At 65.5% G+C, this 21,899-nt stretch carries 26 protein-coding genes; 15 read left to right on the top strand and 11 right to left on the bottom strand.

The window, feature by feature from the left end:
• Positions 1–205: 205 nt before the first annotated feature.
• From folE to ASD67_RS17910, 3 genes are all read left to right on the top strand, one after another.
• Positions 206–805, top strand: coding sequence for a GTP cyclohydrolase I FolE (gene folE, locus ASD67_RS17920; protein ID WP_056350172.1), 600 nt, complete (start codon positions 206–208; stop codon positions 803–805).
• A 115-nt stretch (positions 806–920) separates the two neighbouring features.
• On the top strand, positions 921–2,162 hold the full coding sequence (trpB, locus tag ASD67_RS17915; RefSeq protein ID WP_056350170.1) for a tryptophan synthase subunit beta: 1,242 nt from the start codon (positions 921–923) through the stop codon (positions 2,160–2,162).
• Between the two features lie 76 nt (positions 2,163–2,238).
• A complete protein-coding gene (locus ASD67_RS17910; protein WP_056350169.1) occupies positions 2,239–2,586 on the top strand; it encodes a response regulator in 348 nt (115 codons plus the stop codon).
• Between the two features lie 7 nt (positions 2,587–2,593).
• Here the strand turns inward: ASD67_RS17910 and ASD67_RS22715 are convergent, their stop codons facing one another.
• The gene (locus ASD67_RS22715) at positions 2,594–2,740 is read right to left on the bottom strand and encodes a DUF1993 family protein (RefSeq protein WP_082545156.1); all 147 of its coding nucleotides are present in this window, start codon (positions 2,738–2,740) and stop codon (positions 2,594–2,596) included.
• An 84-nt stretch (positions 2,741–2,824) separates the two neighbouring features.
• Here ASD67_RS22715 and ASD67_RS17905 point away from each other — a divergent pair, with 84 nt between their 5' ends.
• The 8 genes from ASD67_RS17905 (at position 2,825) to ASD67_RS17875 (ending at position 10,364) form a co-directional block, all read left to right on the top strand.
• Complete coding sequence (locus tag ASD67_RS17905) at positions 2,825–3,253, top strand: hypothetical protein (protein WP_235535725.1); 429 nt, start codon at positions 2,825–2,827, stop codon at positions 3,251–3,253.
• Between the two features lie 357 nt (positions 3,254–3,610).
• A complete protein-coding gene (locus tag ASD67_RS17900) occupies positions 3,611–5,170 on the top strand; it encodes a putative bifunctional diguanylate cyclase/phosphodiesterase (protein WP_162248611.1) in 1,560 nt (519 codons plus the stop codon).
• Positions 5,167–5,907: a LysM peptidoglycan-binding domain-containing protein gene (locus tag ASD67_RS17895; protein WP_235535724.1), complete on the top strand. Its 741-nt coding sequence runs from the start codon at positions 5,167–5,169 to the stop codon at positions 5,905–5,907. Before ASD67_RS17900 ends, ASD67_RS17895 begins: the two co-directional genes overlap by 4 nt.
• Entirely contained in the window at positions 5,904–7,646 is a 1,743-nt protein-coding gene (locus ASD67_RS17890) for a serine/threonine-protein kinase (RefSeq protein WP_056350164.1), read from the top strand. Before ASD67_RS17895 ends, ASD67_RS17890 begins: the two co-directional genes overlap by 4 nt.
• A 10-nt stretch (positions 7,647–7,656) precedes the next feature.
• Positions 7,657–8,673 (top strand): type VI secretion system-associated FHA domain protein, encoded by a 1,017-nt coding sequence (locus tag ASD67_RS17885; protein WP_056350161.1) that lies wholly within the window; start codon positions 7,657–7,659, stop codon positions 8,671–8,673.
• Entirely contained in the window at positions 8,670–9,407 is a 738-nt protein-coding gene (locus tag ASD67_RS17880) for a PP2C family protein-serine/threonine phosphatase (RefSeq protein WP_056350159.1), read from the top strand. The genes ASD67_RS17885 and ASD67_RS17880 overlap by 4 nt, the downstream gene beginning before the upstream one ends.
• Positions 9,408–9,841: 434 nt before the next feature.
• Entirely contained in the window at positions 9,842–10,135 is a 294-nt protein-coding gene (locus ASD67_RS22710; RefSeq protein WP_082545154.1) for a UvrB/UvrC motif-containing protein, read from the top strand.
• Entirely contained in the window at positions 10,113–10,364 is a 252-nt protein-coding gene (locus ASD67_RS17875) for a DUF3253 domain-containing protein (protein WP_200938063.1), read from the top strand. The genes ASD67_RS22710 and ASD67_RS17875 overlap by 23 nt, the downstream gene beginning before the upstream one ends.
• A gap of 177 nt (positions 10,365–10,541) precedes the next feature.
• Here ASD67_RS17875 and ASD67_RS17870 read toward each other — a convergent pair whose 3' ends face one another.
• The 5 genes from ASD67_RS17870 to ASD67_RS17850 form a co-directional block, all read right to left on the bottom strand.
• Positions 10,542–11,471, bottom strand: a complete 930-nt coding sequence (locus ASD67_RS17870; RefSeq protein WP_056350157.1) for a HEPN domain-containing protein — start codon at positions 11,469–11,471, stop codon at positions 10,542–10,544.
• 85 nt (positions 11,472–11,556) lie between these two features.
• Positions 11,557–11,880, bottom strand: a complete 324-nt coding sequence (locus ASD67_RS17865; protein WP_056350155.1) for a DUF736 domain-containing protein — start codon at positions 11,878–11,880, stop codon at positions 11,557–11,559.
• 301 nt (positions 11,881–12,181) lie between these two features.
• The gene (locus ASD67_RS17860; RefSeq protein ID WP_056350153.1) at positions 12,182–12,985 is read right to left on the bottom strand and encodes a hypothetical protein; all 804 of its coding nucleotides are present in this window, start codon (positions 12,983–12,985) and stop codon (positions 12,182–12,184) included.
• A gap of 131 nt (positions 12,986–13,116) precedes the next feature.
• The gene (locus ASD67_RS17855) at positions 13,117–13,374 is read right to left on the bottom strand and encodes a DUF5818 domain-containing protein (protein ID WP_056350151.1); all 258 of its coding nucleotides are present in this window, start codon (positions 13,372–13,374) and stop codon (positions 13,117–13,119) included.
• A 166-nt stretch (positions 13,375–13,540) separates the two neighbouring features.
• Positions 13,541–15,109 carry a sensor histidine kinase gene (locus ASD67_RS17850; RefSeq protein ID WP_056350149.1) on the bottom strand — a complete coding sequence of 523 codons (1,569 nt, stop codon included), beginning with the start codon at positions 15,107–15,109 and terminating at the stop codon, positions 13,541–13,543.
• 171 nt (positions 15,110–15,280) lie between these two features.
• On the opposite strand from ASD67_RS17850, the gene ASD67_RS17845 reads away from it, so the two are divergent.
• On the top strand, positions 15,281–15,673 hold the full coding sequence (locus ASD67_RS17845) for a response regulator (protein WP_056350146.1): 393 nt from the start codon (positions 15,281–15,283) through the stop codon (positions 15,671–15,673).
• Between the two features lie 67 nt (positions 15,674–15,740).
• On the opposite strand, the gene ASD67_RS17840 is transcribed toward ASD67_RS17845, so the two are convergent.
• The 5 genes from ASD67_RS17840 to ASD67_RS17820 form a co-directional block, all read right to left on the bottom strand.
• Positions 15,741–15,998: a hypothetical protein gene (locus ASD67_RS17840; protein ID WP_156377777.1), complete on the bottom strand. Its 258-nt coding sequence runs from the start codon at positions 15,996–15,998 to the stop codon at positions 15,741–15,743.
• A gap of 337 nt (positions 15,999–16,335) precedes the next feature.
• Entirely contained in the window at positions 16,336–17,328 is a 993-nt protein-coding gene (locus tag ASD67_RS17835) for an NAD(P)/FAD-dependent oxidoreductase (RefSeq protein ID WP_162248610.1), read from the bottom strand.
• Positions 17,325–18,020 (bottom strand): MgtC/SapB family protein, encoded by a 696-nt coding sequence (locus ASD67_RS17830; protein WP_056350141.1) that lies wholly within the window; start codon positions 18,018–18,020, stop codon positions 17,325–17,327. Before ASD67_RS17830 ends, ASD67_RS17835 begins: the two co-directional genes overlap by 4 nt.
• A complete protein-coding gene (locus ASD67_RS17825) occupies positions 18,013–18,894 on the bottom strand; it encodes an NAD(P)H-hydrate dehydratase (protein WP_235535723.1) in 882 nt (293 codons plus the stop codon). Before ASD67_RS17825 ends, ASD67_RS17830 begins: the two co-directional genes overlap by 8 nt.
• Positions 18,887–19,648, bottom strand: a complete 762-nt coding sequence (locus ASD67_RS17820) for a histidine phosphatase family protein (protein WP_056350137.1) — start codon at positions 19,646–19,648, stop codon at positions 18,887–18,889. The genes ASD67_RS17825 and ASD67_RS17820 overlap by 8 nt, the downstream gene beginning before the upstream one ends.
• A gap of 256 nt (positions 19,649–19,904) precedes the next feature.
• On the opposite strand from ASD67_RS17820, the gene ASD67_RS17815 reads away from it, so the two are divergent.
• From ASD67_RS17815 to ASD67_RS17810, 3 genes are all read left to right on the top strand, one after another.
• The gene (locus tag ASD67_RS17815) at positions 19,905–20,651 is read left to right on the top strand and encodes an HAD-IIB family hydrolase (RefSeq protein ID WP_056350135.1); all 747 of its coding nucleotides are present in this window, start codon (positions 19,905–19,907) and stop codon (positions 20,649–20,651) included.
• Positions 20,652–20,959: 308 nt separating this feature from the next.
• Complete coding sequence (locus ASD67_RS23185) at positions 20,960–21,103, top strand: hypothetical protein (protein WP_156377776.1); 144 nt, start codon at positions 20,960–20,962, stop codon at positions 21,101–21,103.
• A 112-nt stretch (positions 21,104–21,215) separates the two neighbouring features.
• Positions 21,216–21,791: a DUF4142 domain-containing protein gene (locus tag ASD67_RS17810; protein WP_082545151.1), complete on the top strand. Its 576-nt coding sequence runs from the start codon at positions 21,216–21,218 to the stop codon at positions 21,789–21,791.
• Positions 21,792–21,899: the final 108 nt, after the last annotated feature.

Raw genomic sequence — 21,899 nt, 5'->3', positions numbered from 1 at the left:
CAAGCCTCGTCAAGCGAGCGAAGGGCATTTCTGCATTCCGGGGCTCACCCGAGGTCCGTGCACCCAACGCGCTTCCAACCGACGATCTGCCCCAAGGGACATGTTGCGACGCCATGCTGCGCTCGGGCATGCGCCGATCCGGCGGTCCACCTCCCTCTCCTCCCCTCCCGGACCGCCAACCCTTCGCCGTCAGGAGGCCAGGACCATGCTTCACGTGCCCCCTTCCAGTCCCACCGTTGACGGCGCGATACCCCCCGAGGTTCTCGCGTCGGTGGAGACGCTGCTGCGCTGGGTCGGCGAGGATCCTCATCGCGAAGGCCTGCTCGACACACCGAAGCGCATCGCGCGTGCCTGGAAGGATTACTGCCAGGGGTATGACGAGGATCCGGCGGTGCATCTCTCGCGCACCTTCGAAGAGGTCGGCGGCTATGACGAGATCGTCTTGCTGCGCGACATCCCGTTCCAGTCGCATTGCGAGCATCATATGGCGCCGATCACCGGAAAGGCGTCGATCGCCTACCTACCCCGCGACCGCGTCGTCGGCATCTCCAAGCTCGCGCGCGTGCTGAACGGCTATGCGCGCCGGCTGCAGGTGCAGGAGCGGCTGACCGCCGAGGTCGCCCGATGCATCTGGGACAATCTCCGTCCGCACGGCGTCGCCGTGGTGATCGACGCCCAGCATGGCTGCATGACCGGGCGCGGCGTGCGCACGCCGGGCGTCGGCATGGTCACGAGCCGGCTCCTCGGCTGCTTCCTCGACGACCAGCGGAGCCGCAAGGAAGTGCTCGCGCTGATGGGCCATTGATGCGCCGGTCGATGATCCGGACCGGTCTTGCGGGCTTTACCTGCCTGCGTGAGGCGCGCGCCGAAATCCTGTGCGCCGCCGCCTCACGCCGGTTTCCTGCCGGGGTTGCGCCGACATGACTCAGGGGTCGCAACCCTCCGACGATCCTGGCCATCTTCCGAACAGCTTGCGCAGGCAGCCGGACGACGGGGGGCATTTCGGGAAATTCGGGGGCCGCTTCGTCCCCGAAACGCTCATGCCCCTCATCCTCGATCTGGAGCGCGAATATCGAGCCGCAAAGCGCGACCCGGCTTTCCAGGCCGAGTTCGACGACCTGCTCGAACATTATGTCGGCCGCCCCAGTCCGCTCTACTTCGCGCCGCGCTTGACATCCGCGCTCGGCGGCGCGCAGATCTGGTTCAAGCGCGACGAACTCAATCACACCGGCGCCCACAAGATCAACAATTGCGTCGGTCAGATCCTGCTGGCAATCCGGATGGGCAAGACCCGCATCATCGCGGAAACGGGCGCGGGCCAGCACGGGGTGGCTACTGCAACCGTCTGCGCGCGCTTTGGCCTGCCCTGCGTCGTTTATATGGGCGCCGCCGATATCGCGCGCCAGGCGCCCAATGTCTTCCGCATGAAACTGCTGGGCGCCGAGGTCGTGCCGGTCACGGCCGGCGCCGCGACGCTGAAGGACGCGATGAACGAGGCGCTGCGCGACTGGGTCGCCCATGTCGAGGACACCTTCTACATCATCGGCACCGCAGCCGGTCCCCACCCCTATCCGGAGCTTGTGCGCGATTTCCAGAGCGTGATCGGCAGGGAAGCGCGGGCGCAGATGCTGGCCCGTACCGGCCGCCTGCCCGATCTCCTGGTCGCCGCGATCGGCGGCGGATCGAATGCGATCGGTCTCTTTCACCCGTTCCTCGACGACCCGATGGTGAAGATGCTCGGCGTCGAGGCGGCCGGGCATGGCCTCGACGAGGCGCACGCCGCGTCACTGGCCGGCGGGCGTCCCGGCATTCTTCACGGCAACAAGACCTATCTGCTGCAGGATGACGACGGGCAGATCGTCGAAGGCCATTCGATCAGCGCAGGTCTCGATTATCCCGGCATCGGCCCCGAGCATGCATGGCTCAAGGAAATCGGACGGGTGGACTATAGCTCCGCGACCGACGCCGAAGCGCTCGAGGCCTTCCAGCTTCTATGCAGAACAGAGGGTATCATCCCCGCGCTTGAGCCCAGTCACGCCGTCGCCGCGGTTGTCAGGATCGCGCCGGCGATGCCGAAAGATAGTATCATCATCGTCAACATGTGCGGACGCGGGGACAAGGACATATTCTCCGTGGCCCAGCATCTTGGCGTGGAACTTTGAGCGCGACGAAAGGTAGGGGCACGGGACGTGTGATCGAAGACACTGGCGCTACAGATTTCGGATCTATGAGGGACGGATGATGATAAGGGTGCTTCTTGTTGAAGACGATCCGCTGGTGGCGATGATGCTCGAGGGGTATCTCGACGTGCTTGGACACGAGATCGTGGCGGCCGCAGCGACCGTCGCGGAGGCGCTGGATCTCGTCGCGAAGCGAGATTTCGACCTCGCAATATTGGATGTTCACCTTGCCGATGGCAAAACGAGCGAGGCGGTCGCTGCCGCGTTGAGCGATGCCGGGAAGGCTTTCATAGCGACGAGCGGAGATGCGACGATCATGGCGGCTGAATTTGATGGCCGGCCAGTTCTTCGCAAACCTTTCAGGATTGCCGAGCTCGAACGGGCAATCGCCGCTATAACGGGGTAGCCCGCGGTCACAGGCCGGAGCCTGCTCGACGGTCGTATTCGGGCGCGACTTGGTGACGGGCCATGTGCGGCATGAAATCCATCTTGCCGATGGCAAGACCTGCGTTGCGCAGCGGCGCGTAAGCCATCGTCGCATGAAAGTAGAAATTTGGCATGATCCAGTCGCGGACTCAAAGCCGCGATTGCAGCCGCAGCATTCTCGTGGCAGATTGTCGTCGACGGGGTCGTTTCGTGCTTTTTTGATCATCCTTTGGCTGGCGCTGGCCGACTACACCGCTGTAGTCATTTCCCGCCACGGCCTTGGATTGTTACCGATCTTTTTCGGAGACGTGGCGAAGCTGGGATGGCCCGGGCAGTTCAACCTCGATTTTCTCTGCTTTCTCGTCCTCTCTGCGCTTTGGACGGCTTGGCGGAATGGATTCAGTGCGATCGCCCTGCTCCTCGCGCTCATCGCCTTTTTCGGAGGCGCGGGTTTCCTGCTTCCCTACCTCGTCTTTCTCACAGTTCGTGAGCGAGGAAACATGTCCCGAGTGCTGATCGGCGCACGAACCCGAGAGATGAGCCTATCAGCGGAGGATGAGCGCGACGGCCCTTCGCCGTCATCGAACGAACTGTGTATCTCGCGGCGCGGCTTGGCCGATTGCGGACTGACCGCATGTAATCATTAATGCAAGATAGCCGACATTCACAAGATAGCCCCCGGACCTGTGAGACCTTTCTTTCGAGACCCTTGCGTCTGAATGGCCCTCGACCCTCCAGAAAATCGTCATAACCCAAGTTAAGTCTTAGACCCTTCACGGGCACATAGGGACGTACTCTTCGACGCTTCCGCGCGCATAAAAAGTCTCTCAAAAGCGTCGGATTTCATGCACCACTTGCATGGGCGCCCTTCACAACTAAGTGTCTCGCTGCGGGACAAGCCCGACGCTTTGCTTAAGAACTTAGTATCTCTTGGAAAATACGACGGCCGGATGGTCGCGGAGAGAGTTCCTTTTGCTACGCTGGCGCGGCGTACAGCTATAGCAATGCTATTCGTGTCGCTAGCCTGCTTGCTCCACTGGCAGGCGGCGGGCCTGTTGCCCGTGGCAATCATTGCGAGCGCCGTCGCTCTGGGCTGGCTCGGTAGTGCCTGGCGACACGATCAACGCCTTTGGCTCCTGTCACGGCGCTTCGAAGCCATGTCGGCGGCCGGCCGGAAAGAGGAGATATCAGACCGGCTCGCCGAAAATGCGGCGAGTGTTGAGCTGGCGCTTGCCACAATGAAAAGGCGACTCAGTGAACGCCATTCGATCTCTGGCCTCCCCACCCGCGAGCCGCTCCTCGAACTAATGACCAGCGAGCGCGCCGGCATGATCGGCGCTATTGAAATCGCCGACTTCGACCGTTTGGCGGGTTTCAATCCCGATCTTGCGGAATATGTGCTGACAGCGACCGTGCGAAGGATCGTGCGAATGCTCCCGCCGGGCCGCTTCGTTGCCCATGTCGATCGTGCGCAGTTCGCGATCTGGTATGGTCAGGATATAGCGGACGATGCCGCACGCGGCGAGATTGATGCGCTCGTCTATGCGCTGGGCAGCGTCATAACGGCGGGCACGCAGGACATCGTTCCGATAATTTCCGCGCGCTGCGCTGCGCTCGAGAAATGCGACTCTCCGCACACGCTTCTTACGCAGACCCTCGCCTCGTTCGCGATCCTGCGCGATGGCGGTGCCGGGAATTTCGGTCTGACGCCCGCGGCCATCGCGCAGGAGGAATTTCGGTACGGCATCGAACAGGATTTGCGCGGCGCTGTAGGCCGGGGCGAGTTCGAGCTTCTGTTCCAGCCGTTGATCGACGCCACCTGGCAGTGCGTCACGGGGGCCGAGGCACTGATCCGATGGAACCACCCGGAACGCGGCACCGTGTCTCCATCAGTGTTCATACCCGTCGTCGAGGCCGCGGGACTGGCGGATGATGTCGGTCTCTGGGTCCTGAACGGCGCAGCCCGCGAAGCAAGCCAATGGGCCGGGATTGGACCGGGCCCGCTCCGGGTTGCCGTGAACATTTCGGCCAACCAGCTTCATAGCGCAAGGTTCACCGAATTCCTCACACGCATGTTCCACAATCATGGTCTCGAGCCGGGCGCGCTCGAGATCGAACTGACGGAGTCGGTCGCCAGTGCCAACGATGCGCGTGTCGCAAAGATGTTCGAAGAAATCCGCGCCCTCGGCGTCAGGATTTCGATCGACGATTTCGGCACAGGCTATTCGAGTTTCAGCACGCTTCGCCAGCTCGGTTTCGACAAGATCAAGATCGATCGCGAGTTCGTCACCGAGGTGCAGAACAGGCCGGACAGTCAGGCGATCTGCCGGAGTATCCTGACCCTCGGTCAGGGCCTCGGCATCAAGGTGCTCGCCGAAGGCGTCGAGACGGCCGAGGAATATCATTGGCTCCTCGGCGAAGGGTGCCGCCACTTCCAGGGCTTCTACTTCTCCAGGCCGTTGCCGGCCGCCGATTTCCTGAATTTCGTGCGCGACACCTCCCGTCTCGCCGCCATGCTCCGTATCGCCCCTGCAGGGCGTCAACCCGAAAGGCTGACCGCGTGACCCTCCATCCTATCAGGATCGACCTTCGCCGAGCCCTTTCGGCGCCGTTGCTTGCCGCCTTGATCCTCCTCTCGGGATGCGCCGCGGCACCCCGACCGGCCGCGCCGTCGGCGCCGGTCGATAGCGCCCAGTCGATCGAGACCATCACCGGTTTGCTGGACCGTGGCGACACCGGCGCCGCGCGCAAGCTCATCAAAAGCGCGCTCAAGCGCGATCCCCACAACCCGTCGCTCGCCATGCTCAGGGATTCAGTGACGCGCGATCCGGTCGACCTGCTCGGGCCGAAGTCCTTTCCCTATACAGTAAAGCCCGGCGACACCTTGGCGGCGATCGCCGAGCGCCACCTCGGGAACCGCCTGCTGACCTATCAGCTCGCACGGTACAACGGCATCGACGTCCCGACACGCATCGCGGCCGGCCAGACGCTTCGTATTCCGGGAAGTCCGCCGCAGGCGGCGCCCCGCCCGACACCAAAGACCGCGCCGCAGGCAAGTCCTAAGCCGGCGCGGGCCGCTCCCGAACGACCCGCTGCCCCTGCAGCAGCGGCCGCGCCCTCAAATCCCGCGGGCGCAAGGCAGCTCAGGACGCGGGGGCTCGCCGAGCTCAACCGGGGCCAGGCGGCAAAAGCCGTTCAGCTTCTTCGTCAGGCCTCGAGCCTCGACCCAGGCAATAGCGCCATCAGGGCCGATCTCGCGCGCGCCGAGCGCATCGCCGCTACCGTGAGGGCCCGGAAATGACCGTCCACCTGCCCGTGCCCAAGATCGAGCAAGACCGGTCCACTTTGAAGAGCGTCGGACGCTATCAGATTATAGCGCGCCTCGGCGAGGGTGCCATGGCGGATGTGTACCGCGCCATCGATCCCGGGATCGGACGCGAAGTCGCCATCAAGGTTCTGAAACCCGAATATGCACGAAATGAGGCGCTCAACCTCCGCTTTCTGAGGGAAGCGCGGGCCGCAGGCGCGCTCAGCCACCCCAATATCGCGACGATCTACGAGGTCGGGGAGGATGGCGGCGGCGCCTTTATCGCGATGGAGCTCGTCGAAGGCCAGCCGCTCGACACCGTGCTTCAGACGCATGGCCGTATGCCCTATGAGCGCGTCCTGCAGCTTGGACAGCAGCTAGCGGGCGCGCTTGCCTATGCGCATCGCGCGGGAGTCGTTCACCGCGACGTGAAGCCGTCCAACATCCTGCTCTCGAGCGACGGCCGCACCGCGAAGCTCGTCGACTTCGGGGTGGCGCGGATCGACGATCCTGCCTGCGGCGGTGATGGCGGCGAGCTCGAACGAACGCAGTTCGGCCAGATGGTGGGGACGCCGCGCTACATGAGCCCGGAGCAGGCGCTCAGCCTTCCGGTCGATCATCGCTCGGACCTCTTCTCGCTCGGCATCGTCCTTTACGAGATGGTGACCGGAAAAGTGGCCTTTCCCGGGATCGGCCTTGCCACCCTCGCGATCCAGATCGCGCAGGAGCGCGTCGAACCTATAGAGAAGTCAGCTGCAGATTGCCCGCCGGGCCTGCGCTTCGTGATCGACAAGTTGCTTGCGAAGAAGGCCGAGCAGCGCTTTGCCGACGGCGAGGCGGTGCGGAATGCCCTGCAGCGCGAAATGGCCGCGCGTGAAGACACGACCGTCACGCGTCGCGGACTCTCACTGCGGCTCAAGCTACCCATGTTGCTTGTATCGGCAACCCTTGCCGTGCTGGCGCTGTGCGGATCGATGATCCTCTCGCGCGAAGGCCGGGCTTTCGAAGAGATGGCCGTCGCATCGGGACAGACGATTGCGGCATTTGTTGCCAGCAACGCAGGTGTAACCGCGGTCGATAATGCCGCAATGCCGCCCGATCAGCAGGACTGGAGCGCGGTTCAGGCGTTCGTCGAGAGCGCGAGCGAAGACCGCGAGATCCGCAGCATTGCGGTCGTTGATGCACGAGGCGTCGTGCGCGCGTCGAGCGATGCCGCGCAACTGGGGAAGCGCTATGCGGCGGCCTCCGGCGGCCGCGTAATCGAAACCCGAGCCGACACCGCCGTCAGCTACCGCGGCGCACAGCTCGGAGACGGCATGCGTTTCGTCCGGCCCATCCGTTATGCGGGCGGCAACTATGGCCAGGTCGACATCGTCATCCGCACCGACGCGCTTGCCGCGGCGAAGGCAAACACCCGCTTCCTGCTTGCTGCGCTTTCGCTGACGGTTTTGCTGACGGTCGCCGCCGCGGGATATTTCAGCGGCGCCGCCGTCACACGGCCGCTTGCGCGGCTGCGCGGCGCCCTCGACGAGGCCGCGTCGGCACGGTTCGCCCTGCGCATCTCGCATCGGCGGGGCGACGAATTCGGAGCTGCGTTCGACGCGTTCAACAAGGCGGCGGCGGCGGCGGAAGCCCAGTTTGCCGAGCGGCCCCAGGATCTCGAAGCCTCGATGATCGCGACGCGGATCTCCGGGCCCGAGGATGCCGCTGCGTCCATCCGCCAGGTCGCTTGAGGAGACTGGCATGTTCATGCTGCAGCTTTTCGACAAGAAGGACGACCTTCACCCAGTCGACGCCCGGCTCCTGCGCCAAGGGACTCTCCGCGTCGGCCGCGACCGCGACGCCGACTGGACGATCGTCGATCCCGAAAGCGCGATTTCGCGAACGCACTGCGAATTCAGGGCCGAGGGTGACGAACTCATACTGAGATCGCTGGGCAGTAACGGAGTGTATAACGCCTCCACCGGGCAGCGGCTGCCTCAGGATGACGACGTCCCGGTCATCCTGCCTTTTGCGATCCGCCTCGGAGACTTCCGTATCGTCGCCTGCCGTGCACCGCAGGCCGAGATCGCGGGTCAGGAAACGCGGACGATGGTTCTGATGCCGCCGCTCGGCGATTCGATCGGCGTTCCGGTCGATTGGGAAGATCGGCCCGAAACTGAGGGCCGGCCTCCCGTTCTTGTCACCAGCGGGTCGCTGCTCGATGCCTTTTGCGAAGGCGCCGGCCTCGACGCCTCGCTCCTTGCTACGGAGGATCCCGCCGAGATCATGCGCCGGGTCGGCGGCGTCTATCGCCAGATGGTGCTCGGGGTGGGCGATCTCATGAGCGAGCGCGACCAGGCACGCAGCCACTATCAGATGACGCGTACGACGATCGGAAGCGCGGAGAACAATCCGTTCAAATGGGCTCCGACGCAGCGCCTCGCCATAGACCTCATCCTCGGCGGAACACATGGCTTTCTGTCCGGTCCCGAAGCGCTCCAGTCCTCCTTTCGCGACATCAAGCGACACCTGGCCGCCACCTTTGCAGGCCTGCGCGGAAGCCTTCGCGAAGCGATCGACCGGTTCGATCCGGCACGCATCGAAACGCAGCAGGCCGGCCTGTTCCAGAACAAGGCTGCCGCGCGGCTAGACGAGCTGGCCCGCCGCCATGCCGAACTGGTCCAGGAAGTGGAAGGCCGCACATCGGGAGCGCTCGATCGGGCGTTCGTCCAAGCCTATGATGGCGCTGACAGCATGACCGAGGATCGGCGCATATGATGCTGTCACGCATATTGCGCGCAAAGGCGTCGCAGCAGCACGAATGCGGGAACGATCGGGCGCGATCGTCGAGCCGCACGCATGTCGGACTTGTTCGAAAGGTCAACGAAGACCGCATTCTCGACCGGCCGGAGCGTAATTTGTGGGCCGTAGCCGACGGAATGGGCGGCCATCGTTCAGGCGACGTCGCTGCGCAGCTTGCAATAGACGCGCTCGACGCGCTCGATCATCCAACCGCCGACACTATCGTCGAGGCGCTGAAAGGCGCGAATGCTGCGTTGTACAACCGGGGTCACACTGGCGAGAGACGTAGCGGGACAACGATCGTCGCGGCCAGTATTCAAGGCCATATGGCCGAAATCTTTTGGGCTGGCGACAGCCGGGCGTATCGAATTCGGGACGGCGTGCTGACACTTCTGACCCACGATCACAGCCTCGTCCAAGAATTGGTCGACGCGGGAGCAATTTCGGAGGAAGAAGCGATACGGCACCCCAAGGCAAACGTCATCACGCGTGCGCTTGGCGTCGACGACCATATTGTGATCGACCGGGTCCAGGCAGCGCTTCGCGACGGCGACCTGATCCTGTTGTGCTCGGACGGCCTGTCCCGAACGATGGACACAAGGGTTCCTCGCGCCTTGTCCTTACAGGACCTTGCGAGTCTTCTGATCGATCGGGCCATAAGCCGTGATGGAACGGACAATGCTAGCCTGATTATTGCCACGACAGGTTGATCCGATCGCAGTCCGGGCATGGCCGGTTGCGGTCCGGCTGCTTTTTTTGCGGCGAGGTCTGAAAAGCCGACCCTCGTCCGCCAGGCTCTACCAGATAGCAGGAATCCAACGTCCGCTTTCGAGCACTGGTCGGCGGTCGCCGCTATGTCCGACATCAGGCGCTGAGCCGCCGGTCGCCGGAATTGCAATTAGCCCACAAAAAAAGGCGGCCGGAAAGGCCGCCAAGTTTTTGTGATGAAGGAGCCCCTTCATCGGGTCGCGGGTGGCACATACTTCAACGCAAGGAAGAGGCCATAGAAATTGCCGCACCGGTTCGGCGATTCTTTCCCACTGATGCCGCAGCGCAACACATCGTTTCGTATGCAACTTATCCGGCGAGATGCAGACACTGCCAACAGGATGCGGCCAATCCTCGTGTCATGCGTAATGTGAAAATGGCCAACACAATCGAAGCACTTCAAAAGAGAATGCAAGCCGCCGTGGCCGACCTCGACTTCGAAGAGGCACGCCGCTGCCGCGACCAGATCAATCTTTTGCGCGGCGGCGCGGCCCCCGACAAGGCAGAGCAAGCGGACCTGTCCGGTATCGAGCGGCAGCGGCCTGGCGCGATGGGACTCGGCACGAGCCAGCAACGCATGACGCCGCCTCCTGGATGGAAGCCGCCACCGAAACCGGACCCTATGACCAAAGGACGCTCGTCGCGCGGTGGAGGCGAGCGTGGACGATAAAGTATGTGAGGCCGTTCTCGCGCTTCTGGCCGCGCGGTTCCCCGGGGGTTCGGTATGTCCGAGTGAGGTCGCCCGCGCGATAACCGACGGGCCGAACTGGCGCAGCACCATGCCAACGGTCCATGCCGCAATCGACGGCATGCTCGCCAAGAATCTGGTGCAGCTTAGCTGGAAGGGTGAGCCCCTCCCCCTTCGCAAAGGACCGTATCGCGTCAGCACGGCGATCTAAAACTAAGTTCGCCGACTTAACCTGTGTTTATTGCCACGAATGAGCAGAGCCTTATTGTCGCCGGTCTAATGCTTCCGTGCGACCCCGGAGGCAAAAGGGGCATCTTTCGGTGGGAGACCCCTCCACGCCGAAAGAAGAGAGGGCTCTGCCACGGCAGGGCCCTTTGCTTTTAGAGGTTCAGCCAGCGTCGCGCGCCGTCGTTTCCAAAAGCGATATGCGCTCGCGGCACACCAGTTCAACGATGTCCGCCAGATCGGCGACCCGCTCACCCAGCCAAGCCAGTTCCTCGTTCGTGATGCTGTAATGCTTCGAGTAGCGCGCCTTGATGTACGCTTCCTTCAGCTTCTCAAAGCGAGACCGGTCAGCCTTCGTCTCGCGAGGCCATGCCTCAATTAGGCGTGGATCGATCCGCTCAGCCTGAGTGCGAAGAAACGCCAGATTGTGGACGTGAGGCGTGTAAAAGGTGCATACGAGCAACGCGCAATGGTAGTAGCGTTCCACGGTCTGATGCAAATCGAACGCGGCGTCCTTTAGATAGCCGCGCTCTATGTCGAACTTGGCAATTTCCTGCCGCTTGGCGGCTGATGACCACCACTCGTCAAAATACTCCCGCGCCATCTCCAGCGCCGCATGCGGCGTCTTCGGCTGCGGCTCGGCAAGCTCACTGTCCTCGGCTTCGTACAACGCAATCCCGTCGCGCGCGACGTCCATGAAGAAATAGCGGCCCTGCGACAGCCCGCTATTTACCTCATCGAGACTGTGCACGATGAAGTTCACCGGCGTCCGCAGCGTCTTCGTTACCGACAGTTCGCGAATGAGTCGGTCGTCGAGCTTCGACCAATAGTCGGCGCGATCGGTCAGCCGCTTGTCGTTGACGATGATCAGCAGGTCATAGTCGGACTGATAGCCCTTGGCGGTGTGCGGCTCGTCGACCCACCCTCCCCGCGCATAGCTGCCGTAGAGAATGATCTTCGAGATGCGGCCCTTCTTCTTCCAGCCCTGCGTCGCGAGCGCCAGCGCATCTTCGAATTCTTCGAAGATAATCTCGACGACGCGCTCCAGTTCGCGCTGCTTGTGCGGGGGAAGATGGTCGATACCGCTTTTCATCGTCGTCACCCTATCAAGGCGGCGCCTCCTGCGCACCAGCTATTGCAGCCAGTGCGAGGATAAGCCGCGCGTCTTTTGCACGCCATCAGTCGGCAGGGTTCCAAAGCAGCGCGTAAGCGTCGGGATTGTCCTGCCCCGCCGCGCGGGCAAGATTGGCATAAAGGCGCCGCTGTCCGAACTCGGGGGCTTCGAGCGCCAGCGACACATAGCGGCGCTCGGACACTGCCGCGAGGCGCACCCATCCCGCGCCGATCTCGACGTCGTCCGAATAGACGCGGTAGTCAGGCTGCACCTCGCTCCCCTTGCCGCGATTCAAGCGAATTTCGATCGGCACCCGGATCGTGAGGGTGCGAAGCTCGCCGACAAAGCCCTTCTCGATTGTGCCGCTGACGAAAGCGATGGCTCCCATGAAGTGTCTCCTGCCCTTGCCCGCGAGCCCGTCCCGCGGCGCAGAAAGGGAGCCGGGGCGCCGCCAGGCGCCGGCGCACCCAGAGGGCCGCAACGGCAGTGGAGGACGGGCAAAGCCCGTTGCGCCGGGGCCGCGCCCCGGCAGACGCCTCAAGCGCGGGTCGGGATCGCGGCTGGCCCCGGGGACGCGGCGACACCGGGTGCGCCTGGCCGTAAGAAGGTGCCGATCGCGCGCTCAACCTCGGAAAAGTTCGAAAGCAAACCGACTGCGGCGAAGACGCTTGAGCGTCCCCGAGACAGATTTACGATCTCGAACCGGACCAATGGTGCGCGCCGCCGTCGCGCCAGCCCAGCGAAATTCCGATCAGCACCAAGATCGCCGCGATGGCTGCCGCCACCGCGACGGCAGCCGCCTCCTGCCCGCCGGCTGCAAAGATCGCTGCCAGCGCCCAGAGGAAGACGAGCGCGAAAGGCGGATTGCCCTTGCCCCGCGCAAGGGCCGTGGCCGCGATCAGACCGCCGACGACGATAATCGCGGCGGAGATGAGCGGCGCGACATCGGGCGCAGCGTTGACGCCATAATAGCGCAACGTGGCCGCGACATTGACGATCGAGGCTGCGGTCAACCAGGAAGCGAGCGCCGACAGCGGCAGGATGGCGCCCCAGCGCTCGGCCGCCGAAAAGGGCGCCGTCCAGGAGGCGATCCGCCGGTAAGCAGTGAGGATCGAGACAAGCGAGCCGAAGATGATGAGAGTCGATACTGCGTCGATGTCGCCGAGCTGCACCCAAGTGGCCCAGAGCGCGTTGCCGATAAAAGCACCGGCTGCCGGCCAGCGCAGCGCGGCGAACAAGGTGCTATCGCGCCCGGCCGACGTAAACTGGAGGAGCGAGAAAACCAGCGATCCCAGATAAAGCGCGCCCCAGATCGAGAAGGCCCAGCCCGCGGGCGTTATCAGCGTCTGCACGGCGTCCGAACGCTCGCCGACCGGCGTGCCGATCCCCATCGCGGGCAATAGGGCAGCTCCGATCTGCGCCAGCGCACAGAGAAGGACGACGATACGCGCCGGATCGGCGGCGGGTGTGGGGGTAGCAATGGTCTGGGTCATGCAGCTCTAACCGGCGTCGCACAACTTTGTTCCGCTACTTGGGCCGGTCAAAATTGAGAGGCATGCGGACTCCGCCGGACATCCGGCTTTGCAATCCCGCCCCCAGGCAGCTTCGGCCGGAAGCGGCGCGACTATGCTTGGATCGGCGAGCCGCTGTCCGGTAGATCACCACCGGGCGCTACGGCGCCTTCCGGGGCGACGCCGTCGACCTCGACAAGATCGTCGCCGACGAGCGTGCCCGTGATGCGCACGCGCTTCTCGACATGGTCGACGGGGGTGCGGCGCAGGTCGAGCCGCCAGCGGCCGCCAAGGTCGCGGCGCAGCGCGAAGCCGCCTGCCACGCGCAGCAGCATCCCCGACTCGTCGATGCGTGATCCGATTCCCGCCATGGCTACGCCTTAGCCGAGCCGCGCCAGACTCGCCAGCCATGAGCAAGGTTTGTGACGCTCACCTGCGACCCGCTCCCTTCGACCATCGACCTTCGGCCCGCACCTTCGATCCTCGACCCACGAACCGCGCGAACCTCGCGCGATCCCGCCGCGCCCAAGATGCTGGTCATGCGGGAAGCTCCAGAGTGCAGCAAACACCCTCGGGCCGGAATTCGATCGCGGCGCTGCCGCCCTGCCCGCGGAGCGCCCGTTCGAGCATCCGCGTGCCGAAACCCGTGCGCGCGGGAGGCGCGACGGGGGGACCGCCCTGCTCGCTCCAATGCAGGCGGAGCCGATCCCGGCCGCTCTCCTTCACCATGTCCCACTCGACCGCGACCGTGCCGGCATCCCCCGACAGCGCCCCATATTTGACCGCATTGGTCCCGAGTTCGTGCAGCGCCATCGCCGCGAGCAGCGCCCTCGACGCCGGCACCTCGGCGTCCGGCCCCGCGAGGCTGATGCGGCCCGGCTTCATCTTGTCGAAGGCGTGGAGCGCGCGCTCGATCATTTCGCCGGCCGATACGGTGCCCCAGTGGCGCTCGGTGAGGAGGTCGTGCGCGTCGGAGAGGGCGCGGACGCGCGCCTCGAACGACTGGCGCTCGGCGGCCGGCGTCTCGCGAAACGTCTGTGCGGCGATCGCCTGGACCATCGCGAGCGTGTTCTTCACCCGGTGGCGCATTTCGGCGAGAGTGAGCTGGAGCTCCTCTTCGGCCTTCACGCGCGCCGCGATCTCGACGCGCGCCGCCTCGTGAAGATGGGCGTTGTCCATCGCCACCGCCGCCTGCGCAGCCACGGCCTCGACAAGCTCCTCGACCTCGGCATTGAACATGGCGGGCTCGTCATGGCCAAAGAAAAGACCGCCGAGCACCGCGCCCGAGCGCGAGATGACGGGAACCGCGAGATAGCTCACGACGGGCAGATGCCCCTCCGGCATGCCGTGGTGCGGCGCGCTCAGGCCGTAGCGCGGATCCTTGCGGATATCGTCCGACCGGATCGTCCCCGCTCCGCGGAACGTCGGGTCGAAGACGGCGGTATTGCGCGGCATGCCGAAGCGCTCGAACGCCTCGCGCGGCGCGCCGGATAGCGAGAAGAGCAGGTAACTTTCGCCCTCGTCGCCCAGCACATTGTAAAAGAAGGCGCCGAAGCGCGCACCGCTGAGCTCCGTCGCGATATCGGTCACCGCCTGGACGATCCGTTCGAGGTCGAGATCCTGCGATACGAGGAGGGCGGCGCGATTGAGGTGGGTCAGCCGCTCGGCCTGGCGGGCGAGCTGCGCCTCGACCGCCTTTCGTTCCGAGATGTCGCGCGCGATCTTCGAAGCGCCGATGATCGTGCCGTCGGCGCGGCGCACCGGCGACACGGTGATCGAGAGGTCGACGAGGCTGCCGTCCTTGCGCCGACGGACCGTCTCGAAAGGCGGAACGCGCTCGCCGGCGCGCACACGCTCGATGATCGCGGTTTCTTCGCTGCGGCGTTCCTCGGGGATGAGGGTGAGGATCGAGCGGCCGACGATCTCGTCGGCACGATAACCGAACATGCGTTCGGCCGCGGGATTCCAGCTGGTGATGGTTCCATCGAGCGTTTTACTGATGATCGCATCGTCCGAGCCCTCGACGAGCGCCGCGAGGTGCGCGGCACTTTCGCGAACGGCTAAGCCCCCTTGCGCCGCTTCGTCCTCGACCAGCGTCTCACGCATATGTCATGGTCCCTGCCCCTCCGATGGCCCCTGCGTTCCCGAAACGGGAATTCGCTATGGCAAAGAAACCCTTGAGTGGTTGATGCGTTCCGCCGAGACTGCCATGCGCCCAGCCGTGACGCCGAGCGACCTCTCAACTTCGATCCATGTTTCAGGGCGAAAGTCATCAGCGTGCCAAACCCGTCCCCCGCCCCTCTCTGCACGGCCATCGTCGCCGAAGACGAATGGCTCGTCCGCATCGACATCGTCGAGGCGCTCGAGGCAGCCGGGTTCGCGGTTCGCGAGGTCGAAACCGCCGAGGACGCACTGCTCCTGATCGGCGAGGAGCGACCGCATATCCTTGTGACCGATATCCGGCTTGCCGGCGCTCTCGACGGATGGAGCCTCGCGGAAGCCTATCGCGACGCTTATCCGGGCGGCGGCGTCGTCTATGCCTCGGCCAATGTGCCGCTTGCCGATCGACAGGTCGAGGGCAGCTTCTTCTTCTCGAAACCCGTGCTGATGAGCGCGCTCGTCGATGCGTGCCTCGGCCTCTGCGCCGGGCAAGACGGCCGGCCCGCCTGAGGCGGGCAAGCGGGCGTGATCCACCTGTCACGCGTCCATCGCGCGCCCGTCACCTCCGCAGCGCGGGTCAGGCGGCGGCCGCCCCTGACTGAGCAGAGGGCCCCGCGGTGCCTTGGGATGGGGGGAGGCCGTGCAGCTTCCAGAGATTGGCTTCGGTCTTGCTCATGCGAACGAGAAGCTGCTCGCCGTCCCATAGTTCGACCTCGGCACTGCCGCGATCGTTGAGCGCGTACTGAAACGCCTGATAAGCGTCGGGGGCGCGAAATTCGACGCGGCGCGGCTCGCGCGCATCCTCGCCATGAAAAAGAAGATGAAAAAGGCGCATGACATGCTCCATTCCTGTTCCGGAGCAAGCGCGACCCTGCTCTCAGCACCGATCGGAACGCCTCAGGCAAAGGGCGGACTGCAAAATCAGGCAGCCGCAAGAGACGCCGATGAGGGTGGGACTCAGCCACTTCTGCATAGCAGATTTCAGGGCCCAAGGCGCGAAAATCGTGATGATCGAGATCAATCCTGCACGCGCTGCGGCGGGTAGCGCCCCATCCGCCCGTCGCGTCGCCAGATCCATCGAGGCAGGTTTTGCCCAACAACCATGTGGGCCGAACGCGCCCGGCCGAGCAGCTTTCGTGCATCCGTCGAAGCGATAGCCTGCCCCGTGCCCTTCAGTGCTGGTCCGCCATTACATGCCCTTCGACACGGCGCAGCCAGTTGTGAAGCCGCGTCGCAGCCGCCGCGCCATGGCCCGTCGCGGTGCTGATCTGGTCGAGCCCGGCGAGAACATCGCCGGCGCCGTAGACGCCGGGCATCAAGGGCTCGGCAAAGGCATCGGCGGGCAGGCAGCGATTGGCGTCGCCTTGGAGACCGAGCCCCGCCAGCAATTCGCTGCGCGGTTCGGACCCGAGCGCCGGATAGAGGGTGTCGAAGAAAAGCGCGTCCTCCGCACCCTCCAGCTGAACCGCGATACGTCTGTCCCGGTGCGCGAGGCGAAGCAGCTGCCGCTCCTCGATCCGCACGTCGCTTGCCAGAAGTTCGGCACGCTGCGCGGGCGTGAGCTCGACCTGCCACTTGGGGATGAGGGTCACATCGTCGGTATATTGCCTCAGGAACATCGCCTCTGCGGCACCGTGAAGGTCCGACCCGAGTACGGCGATCTTGCGCCCGCGATGCTCAAATCCGTCGCAGATCGGGCAGTAGCGCAGCGCGCCGCTCCGGACGGCGGCGTCATGGTCGCCGCTAGCGAGCACCGCCTCGTTGGTGATGACGCCGGTCGCGAGAATGAGCCCGCGCGCCGACAGGCGGCGGCCGTCCTCGAGCCGCGCCGCGAAGGGGGCACCGCCGGCGCCTGCGGACAGACAGTCGACGCGCGCCAATTCGATTTCGGCACCGTATCTCTCTGCCTGATCGGTGAGCCGCGCGACGAGATCGGCTCCCGATATTCCGTCGGGAAATCCGGGCACGTTCCAGGCCATCGGCGCGCCAAGCGCGCGCGAGCGTCCGTCGTGGAGCACGAGGGTGCGGCGGCGATAGCGCGCAAGATAGAGAGCGGCGGTGAGCCCTGCGGGTCCCGCGCCGATGACGAGCGCATCATAAGCGGGCTCGCCCGAAGGGTCGCGGCCAGCGGGCATGCCCGCGCCCGTTCCGGCCCCACCCTTCATCCCTGCTGCGGCCTGATGTCGAAGGCGGCGATGCGATCGTCCTCGCTGAGCGCCGCCGCCAGCGCATCGGCACATTCCTCGCCATAGCCTGCGGCGATGGCGGTAAAACCGGGCGCGCCGCCGGCGCGGCGCTGTTCGACGGTGATCGCCTTGAGGCCATGTTCGCCGAGCAGGGCGATGACCTCGGCCGAGGCGATGCTCGTTCCCGCCCGATAGTCGAGCGTGATATGCGCGATGCGCCGCTGCGGCGCGTGGCGCTCGGTCCAGGTGACGGCAGCGAGCACGAGGAAGGTCGCGACGCCGCCGAAGATGGCGAGTTCGTAGAAGCCGACCCCGAACAGGATGCCGAGTGTCGCGGTCATCCAGAGCGATGCAGCGGTGGTGAGCCCGCGGACATTGAGCCCCTCGCGAAAGATCACGCCCCCGCACAGGAAGCCGATCCCGGTGAGCACGCCATGCGCCATGCGCACGGGATCGATGCGCACGACCTCGGTCGGCGTGTCGGTGAGCCATTCCATCTGGTGAACGGCCGACAGCATGAGGAGACAGCAGGACAGCGCGACGAGGATATGGGTGCGCAGACCCGCCGGGCTCGCGCGATATTCGCGCTCGCCGCCGATAATCGCGCCGGCGATGACCGCGCCCGCGATCGGCAGCAGGAGATCGGGGTCGAGGAGATCGAGCTCAGACACCGCGCATCAGCCCCGGGACGAGCGGCAGCAGCTCGCGCGCAAGATAGCCGAGCGGCCCCATGGTTTCGCCGAGCCGCCGCCCCGCTTCGCCGTGCAGCCAGATGCCCCAGGCGGACGCCTGCAGGGGCGAGAGGCCTTGCGCGCCGAGACCGGCGATGAGGCCGGCCAGCACGTCGCCCGAGCCGCTGACCGCTAGCCCGAGCCCGCCGCCCGCATAAGCCAGGCAGCTCCCCTCGGCGATGAGATGGCTCGTCGCGCCCTTGACCATCACCGCCGCGCCGAAGCGGTCGGCGGCCTTGCCGAGCGACGCGAGCGGGTCGCTCGCGACCTCCTCTTTCGCTACATCGAGCATCGCGGCAAGTTCGCCTTCGTGCGGGGTGAGGATTGTGTGCGCGGCGCGCGCCCGGATCGCATCCGAATGTGCGGCCGCTGCGCGCAGCGCGACGGCGTCGAGGAGGAGGAAGATGTCCTCGGGCAGCGCCGGCAGCAGGGCTTCGAGCAGGGTCCGGACGATGTCGGCGTCGATCATCGCGGGCCCGAAGACGATGGCGTCGTGCAGCGCCACCTCGGCGAGCAGCAGTTCGGCCGCCTCAGGCGCAATCTCGCCCGCTTCGGTTTCGGGGAGCGCGACGACGGCGCAGGCCGGAAAGGCGATGCCGATCGGGATCGCCGCCGAGGCGATCGTCGCGATCGTCACCTTGCCCGCCCCGGCGCGGAACGCCGCCTCGGCGGTGAGCAGCATGCCGCCTGGCACCCGGCGGCAACCGCCGATCACGAGCACCCGGCCGCGTCCGTTCTTGTCGACATTGTCATGATGATCGGGAAGCGGATGCGCCTTGAGCCAGGCGGTGTCGAGCGGGGTTGCCTCAGCCACGCGCGGCCACCATCGCATCGGGTTCGCGGGTGACCGGGACTTCGTCCTCCATTGGCGCAGTCACATTGTAGCGCGACAGGACGAGGTTGCCGTCGCGGCCCACGTCAGCGTCGAAGCGATATTCGGTGATCGCGCAATTGGCGACGTCGCCCTCGCTGTCGATTGCCAATATCTCGGCCTCTCCCAGATTTTCGATGATGGTGCGCAGGCAAAGGACGACCACCTGGTGCGCGACGATCATCACGCGCCGCCCGCCATAATGGAGCGAGACCGTGTCGAGGAGCGAGCGGAGGCGCAGGATCACGTCGCACCAGCTTTCGCCGCCCGGCGGGCGGTGATAGAATTTGCCGAGCGCCAGCCGGAATTCGGCCTGATCGGGATGCGCCGCCTCGATGCCGCGGCGCGTGAGGCCGTCGAGGATGCCGAACTCCTTCTCGCGCAGCCGCTCGTCGATGCAGATTTTCTCCTCGGCCGCGCAGCCTCCCGCGCTGCGGAAGATTTCGGCGGTCTGCACGGCCCGCACATAGGGCGAGGCGAGCATGATCTCGGGGCGGCCGTTTTCCTCGCCCGCGGCGAACCAGGCGCCGAGCGCCTGTGCCTGTTGCTCGCCCAGCGCCGAGAGGGGCACGTCAACATCGCGGTGGTCGAGCGCGATGCGCAGGTCACCCGCCGCGTCGGCGGCATCGCGCGCGACATTGCCCGCGCTCTGGCCGTGGCGAACCACCCAGAGCACCGAAGGCCAGCGCGGGGTCATCGAATGGTCTTCCTCGTCATCGAGACGCTAACGCCTCCAAAGCCGAACTCGTTGCCTTGGCCGGGCGGGGCGCCCGGCAAGCGGCCCGAAGCCGCCGCCGCGGCTCCGCCACGTCGACGAGCGCTGCCTGCCTTGCCGGCGCGGCTGCCCGCTCGAGCGAGGACCGGGGAGAATCCGTCAGGAACCTAGTCCGGCGTCGGGCGATTGTGAGGCTTTGCCGGCTGCGCGCCGGCGACAGCGAACAGAGGAGACAATCATGAAGAAACTCGTCGCCTTCGATCTCGATGGAACCCTGGCGGAAAGCAAGCAGCCGCTCGCCCCCGAGATGGGCACGGCGATCGCGAAGCTCCTGGGCGTCGCCGAGGTCGCGGTGATTTCGGGCGGCGACTGGCCGCAGTTCGACAAGCAGGTCGCGAGCCGACTTCCGGCAGACGCCGATCGGGGCCGGCTCTGGCTGATGCCGACGACGGGCACGAAGCTTTTCGTCCACCGCGGCGGCGGCTGGACGCCGCTTTATGCCGAGCTGTTCAGCGACGAGGAAAAGGCGCGCATCCTCGCCGCCTTCGACGCGTCGCTCGAGGCGACGGGGTTCGTTCCCGAGGAAGTCTGGGGCGATCGCATCGAGGACCGCGGCAGCCAGATCACCTTCTCGGCGCTCGGCCAGCAGGCGCCGATCGCCGCCAAGGAGGTCTGGGATCCCGATTTCGCGAAGCGGCGGATCATCCAGGCGGATCTCGGCGAGCGGCTCCCGGGCCTGTCGATCAACATGGGCGGCGCGACCTCGATCGACGTCACGCGCGAGGGCGTCGACAAGGGCTATGGGCTCAAGAAGCTGAGCGCCGAGAGCGGAATCGCGCTCGGCGACATGATCTTCGTCGGCGACGCGATCTTTCCGGGCGGCAACGACTATCCGGCGAAGCTGCTAGGACTCGACACGGTGCGCGTGCGCGACCCCAGGGAGACGATCGCGGTGATCGAGGCGATCGTCGCCTGCCTCGGTTGAAGGTGCGTCAGGCGACCGCGAGACGCGCCGCGCGCCGGCCCTTTTTTGGCCGCACCGGCGCCGCGCCGCCGCCCTCCCGCACGCATGAGGAGGCCGGCGAAGCCCCGAACGCGCCTGCCCGCCCCGCCCCGCTGCCGCGCGGCCGCGCCGTCGCGAGAGGCGGCCGAAACACGCAGGGCGCCCCGGACCGTTGCGGCACGCCAAAAGCGTATAACTTCGATCAACCCAGCTCCTCTTTCACGCAACAAGCCGGACAAGTGCGGGGTTTCCGTATTGGCCCGCCTCGGGCCGCATGGAAAGGATGCGTCATGGCACAGAATGAGAAGAAAGACGGCAAGCAGCAGGGCAGCTCGTCCGGAAAGGGCAGCCAGCAGCAGCAGGACGGCGGCAAGAGCCAGTCGGGAGACGACAAGCAGTCGGGCAGCAAGGACCAGGGCAAACAGCGCAGCTGACCTTCGCCCCCGCTTTCCGGGTGAAAGACCGGGCCGCGCGCGCCGCGGCCCGGTCTTGCATGCGGAAAAGCCGCGAGGCCGAAGCGCAGAAGATCATTTGAGGAGAGACGAGATGAAGACATGGATTGGAGCCGCGGCGATCGCCGCGATCGTCGCGGGATGCGGCGGACCCGATACGCGCGACGAGGAGCAAGCCGCCGCGTCTGCTGACACTGCCGTCGTGGCACCCGAGCCCGGTCCGGCGGCCGCAACGCCGGCGCAAGCAGTCAGCACGGCCGATTATGTCGCGCAGGCGGGGGCCGGCGACCTCTGGGAGATCGAATCTTCGAAAGCCCTGCTCGCCAAATCGAAAGATGCAAAGGTCAGGGCCTTCGCCGAGATGATGATCGACAATCACGGAAAATCGACCGCGAAAGTGAAGGCGGCCGCCGCGAGCGCCGGGGTCCAGGCGCCGGCACCGACACTTGCTCCCGACCAGGAGAAGATGCTGGCGGACATCAAGGCCGCCGATGCCGCGGGCATCGACAAAATCTATCTCGCCCACCAGAAGACCGCGCATGGTGCGGCACTGGCGCTGCACCAAGGCTATGCTGCCTCGGGCGAGGCGGTCGCACTCAAGCAGGCGGCAGCAGAGATTGTGCCGGTGGTGGAAGCGCATCGGGCCGAACTCGGCAAGCTGGCCCCCTGACAGAGACTCGGAACCGGCGTTTCAAAGCCGCCGCGCGATTAGCGCGGCGGCTTTCGCTCGCCGCATTTCGTCCTCCTCCCGGCAACCGCTTCATGACATCTTAGTTCA

The organism is Sphingopyxis sp. Root1497 (assembly GCF_001427085.1).
In the GTDB taxonomy this organism is placed as follows: domain Bacteria; phylum Pseudomonadota; class Alphaproteobacteria; order Sphingomonadales; family Sphingomonadaceae; genus Sphingopyxis.
Note: the sequence above shows the minus strand (reverse complement) of the source record. Positions and strands in the feature narration are given on the sequence as shown.